The 4,509-nt window shown below is 63.4% G+C and carries 4 protein-coding genes and 1 pseudogene; 1 reads left to right on the top strand and 4 read right to left on the bottom strand.

What is annotated here, in order from left to right:
- The 4 genes and pseudogenes from E5W87_RS04460 to tesB form a co-directional block, all read right to left on the bottom strand.
- A pseudogene (locus E5W87_RS04460) lies at positions 1-517 on the bottom strand (DNA translocase FtsK 4TM domain-containing protein); the annotation flags it as partial.
- Between the two features lie 312 nt (positions 518-829).
- Positions 830-2,260: an ammonium transporter gene (locus tag E5W87_RS04455; protein WP_292394424.1), complete on the bottom strand. Its 1,431-nt coding sequence runs from the start codon at positions 2,258-2,260 to the stop codon at positions 830-832.
- A 31-nt stretch (positions 2,261-2,291) separates the two neighbouring features.
- Positions 2,292-2,630, bottom strand: coding sequence for a P-II family nitrogen regulator (locus E5W87_RS04450; protein ID WP_073985197.1), 339 nt, complete (start codon positions 2,628-2,630; stop codon positions 2,292-2,294).
- Positions 2,631-2,850: 220 nt separating this feature from the next.
- Positions 2,851-3,726, bottom strand: coding sequence for an acyl-CoA thioesterase II (gene tesB, locus E5W87_RS04445; protein ID WP_292394422.1), 876 nt, complete (start codon positions 3,724-3,726; stop codon positions 2,851-2,853).
- 105 nt (positions 3,727-3,831) lie between these two features.
- Between tesB and E5W87_RS04440 the strand changes: the two genes are divergently transcribed.
- The coding region (locus E5W87_RS04440; protein ID WP_292394420.1) for an FAD-dependent monooxygenase at positions 3,832-4,509 on the top strand (678 nt) is incomplete at its 3' end.

The raw sequence follows: 4,509 nt of genomic DNA, 5'->3' as shown, positions 1-4,509 counted from the left end.
CAATCAGCGCCGAGCCATAGGCAAACAGCCACAGTGCCGGCGCGGCCAGAAGCACGGCGAGCACGCTGGCGATGAGACCGGTCGGGTAGCCGCCGACGAAGAAACCGGGAATGTTGAGCACCATATCGCCGAACACGCCGCCGAGACCGGTCGGCAGTGGCCAGGTCTTGGGCGGCACCACGCAGCCGGCCATGGCCGCGGCAAGCACCGCGTAGCCGAACCAGGCGAGCCCGCGCTTTGGCAGCCTGTCGACGCCGCGCGCCGAAAACAGCAGAAATCCCCAGACCACCGCCGGCACCAGCGCCGCGACCGCGGCAAGGCCGAAGAACTGCATGGCGAGGTCGGAGAAGACAGCGCCCACATAGCCCATGGCGTTGGTGACGATATTATCGGTGGCGTGGGAGAAGCTTGGGTCGGCGACGTTCCAGGTGGCGAGGCTGGCAACACCGAAGGCGACCAGCGCAAACAGGCCGGCGCCGACCAGCCGCCCGACCTGACGCCGCGCAAATGCCCCGATGCCGTGCCCCGTTTCGGCCAGCGCGAGCGGTGCTGAAGCCCCTGAACGCATGCTCTTCCCCGTCTGTCATTGCCCGGCCGGACGCGTGCGCGCAGCTCGGCAGATTCGGGCACCAGACTATCGGCGGGAAGGTTAAGGCAGCATTAACTATAAGCGGTTGGGGGAAGTATCTTGCGGCCGGCATCTGGCACGGCCTGCTGCGTGCAAAAAAGGAGGCCCGGAACGTTTCCGGGCCTCAATGCGTGAGCCCTTTCGGGAGCATCACGACGGGATGGGAGGATCTAGGGCGGCCAAGGCCGCCCCGGACAGGGCTTACGGGTGATAGGCCGCTTCGCCATGCGAGGTGAGGTCGAGCCCTTCACGCTCTGCATCGGCTGTCGGACGCAGGCCTACGATCATATCGACGATCTTGTAGAGGATGGCGCTGCCGATGCCCGACCACAGGACGGTTACCAGGACACCCTTGAACTGCGACCACAGCTGGGTGGCCGTGCCGGCATAGCCGGCGGCGAAGTCGGCTGTCGAATAGTCGACGATGCCAGCGCCGCCAAGGGCGGGATTGACCAAGATGCCGGTGCCGAGCGCGCCGATGATGCCGCCGATGCAGTGGATGCCGAAGACATCGAGGCTGTCGTCGTAGCCGAACTTGTTCTTCACGACCGAGACGAAGAAGTAGCAGACGCAGGTGGCGACGATACCGAGCACGATGGCACCCATCGGTCCGGCAAAGCCGGCAGCGGGTGTGACGGCGACAAGACCGGTAACAGCGCCCGAAACCGCGCCAAGCATGGACGCTTTGCCGCGCAGCAGCGTTTCAAGCACGATCCAGGTCACGGCCGCCGCCGCTGTGGCGACGAAGGTGTTGATCATGGCCAGCACCGCATATGCGTTAGCTTCGAGGTTCGAACCGGCGTTGAAACCGAACCAGCCGACCCACAGCAGCGAAGCGCCGACCATGGTCAACGTCATCGAGTGCGGCGCCATGATGTCCTTGTTGTAGCCGATGCGCTTGCCAATCATCAGCGCGCCGACAAGGCCGGCGATGCCCGCATTGATGTGAACGACGGTGCCGCCGGCGAAGTCGATGGCGCCGAAGCCGAAGATGAGCCCTGACGGGTCGCTATAAGCGCTCGGGCCACCCCAGAACCAGACCATGTGCGCGATCGGGAAGTAGACGAATGTGACCCAGAGGATGGTGAAAAGGATCACGGCAGAGAACTTGACGCGCTCTGCGAAGGCACCGACGATCAAGGCGGGCGTGATGCAGGCGAAAGTCATCTGGAAGAGCACGAACACCAGTTCAGGAATGGCGACGCCCTTGGTGAAGGTCTCGGACAGCGTCGTCACGTCGACGCCGGCGAGAAACATCTTGGAAAGGCCGCCGACGAAGGCATTGCCGGGGGTGAAGGCAAGGCTGTAGCCATAGAAAACCCAGACGATCATGACCACGCTGGTGATGGTGAAAACCTGCATCAGCACCGACAGCATATTCTTGGCGCGAACCAGGCCGCCGTAGAAAAGGGCAAGGCCGGGAATGGTCATCAACAGCACCAGAATGGTGGAAATCATCATCCACGTCGTGTCGCCCTTGTCGACGGTAAAGGCCGGCGCCGCTGGCGCTGCCGGTACGGCCGGAGCCGCCTCCTGCGCGAATGCGGCAATCGTGCCCAAGGCTCCAAGCGTGAATGCGCCCAGCAGCGCGGTGCGCGCCGCGGACTTCAAAGTAGAAGGAATATTCTTCATTGAACTCTCCATTGGAATACGTGTCCGCAGCTCAAAGCGCGTCGGTGTCTGTTTCGCCGGTGCGAATGCGCACCGCCTGGTCGATGCCGAAAACGAAGATCTTGCCGTCGCCGATCTGTCCAGTCTTGGCCGCCGCAGTGATGGCTTCGACGGCCTTGTCGACCATGTCCACGCCGACCGCGACTTCGATCTTGATCTTCGGCAGGAAGCTGACCGCGTATTCCGCCCCGCGATAGATTTCCGTGTGTCCCTTCTGACGCCCGTAGCCTTTGACTTCGGTGACGGTCAGGCCCTGGATGCCGACTGCGGTGAGCGCTTCGCGCACCTCGTCGAGCTTGAACGGCTTGATGATTGCCATCACGATTTTCATAAGGTTTCACCCTTTGCTGTTGCGGGTCCCCCGCGTTTGCACGACTTCGCCGATCCCCATGAGAGCCGGAGAGTGCCCGCTAGGATTCAAGCTCCGTGCCAGTTGCCGAAGCAGGGGGTTAACCTGTTGTTAAATAAGGAATTGGGGAAGGTTTGTCGGCTGACTGTTCATAGTCGCGGCAGCACGGCTGATTAAAAAGTAGGCAATTTTGCAAAATTGCCTATTCGGCAGGCGGCCGCTTCAGCCTGATGAGCCCTTCCTGGGCAACCGAGGCGATCAACGTGCCGTCGCGGGCAAACAGCGACCCGCGGGTGAACCCCCGCGACCCTTGCGTCGACGGGCTGTCCTGCGTGTAGAGCATCCAGTCGTCGAGCGGATGGCTGCGGTGGAACCACATGGCGTGATCGAGGCTCGCCGCCTGGATGTCGCTATCGAAAATGGCGCGGCCATGCGCAAAGGTCGAGGTGTCGAGCAGCGTCATATCGGAAAGATAGGCAAGCACGGCCGCCTGCGTAGCGCGATCGGCCGGGACCGGGCCGGTCGTGCGGATCCAGATGTTCTGCTTCGGCTCCAGCTTTTCCCGGCTGGTGTAATGCTCCAGCATCACCGGTTTCATCTCGATCGGCCGGTCACGCTCCCAGTAGCGCCTGATACCGTCTGGCACGGCCGCGCCGAACTTGCCGATCAATTCGCGCTGCGACAGCAATGTGTCGGGCGCCGGCACGTCCTGCGGCATCGGCACCTGATGCTCGAGCCCGACTTCGTCCTGCTGGAACGAGGCTTCCAGCGAAAAGATCGCCTGGCCGTGCTGGACCGCCACGACACGCCGCGTGGTGAAGGAGCCGCCATCGCGGATGCGGTCGACCTGGTAGATGATCGGCACCTTGGTGTCGCCTGGCCGCATGAAATAGCCATGCAGCGAATGCACGTGGCGTTCGGGCTCCACCGTTCTCTGGGCGGCGACCAGCGCCTGGGCGATAGTCTGGCCGCCGAAGATACGCTGCCAGTCGAGCTTGGGGCTGCGACCACGGTACAGGTTGTGTTCCAGCTGCTCGAGGTCGAGAATGCTGAGAAGCTCGTCCATGGCCGCCGTCATGTTTCGCGCCCTGTCGTTTTGATTTCGAACTTCGCCTAGCCGCAGAAGTGTTATGGCGGTTTCCGACAGGAATGACGGGCAGTCAAGGCCGGAAAGGAATTTGCCATGGTGGACCGCAAGGCGGATGCAAAAAACCGAACTTCGCTCGACATTCTGGTCGCCGGCGCCGGCTATGTCGGCCTTGCCGCCGCCGTGTCGTTGAAACAGGCGCGGCCGAGCCTCGCCGTCGCTGTCGTCGACGCCGCGCCCGCCGGCGTCTGGCAAAAGGACGGCCGCGCCTCGGCCATCGCCGCCGCCGCTTGCCGCATGCTCGACCAGCTCGGCGTCTGGGCCGAAGTCGCCCCGGAGGCGCAGGCGATCACCGAAATGATCGTCACCGATTCGCGCACTTCCGATCCGGTGCGCCCGGTGTTTCTCACCTTCGACGGCGAAGTCGCACCCGGCGAAGCCTTTGCGCATATGGTCGCCAACAGGGATTTGAACGGCGCCTTGCGCCGGCGCGCTGAAAAACTCGGCATCGACATCATCGAAGGCGTCGCCGTCAGTGCCTTCGACGTGAACGGCGCCGGCATCACCGTGCATCTTGCCGACGGCGCGACGCTGAAGGCGCGGCTGCTGATCGCCGCCGACGGCGTCAACTCGAAGCTGCGCGACATGGCACGCATCAAGACAGTGAAATGGGAGTATGGCCAGTCCGGCATCGTCTGCACCGTGGCGCATGAACGGCCGCACAATGGCCGCGCCGAGGAGCACTTCTTACCGGCCGGCCCCTTCGCCACGCTG

The organism is Mesorhizobium sp. (assembly GCF_004962925.1).
In the GTDB taxonomy this organism is placed as follows: domain Bacteria; phylum Pseudomonadota; class Alphaproteobacteria; order Rhizobiales; family Rhizobiaceae; genus Mesorhizobium.
This window is presented reverse-complemented; position numbering and strand designations above follow the sequence as displayed.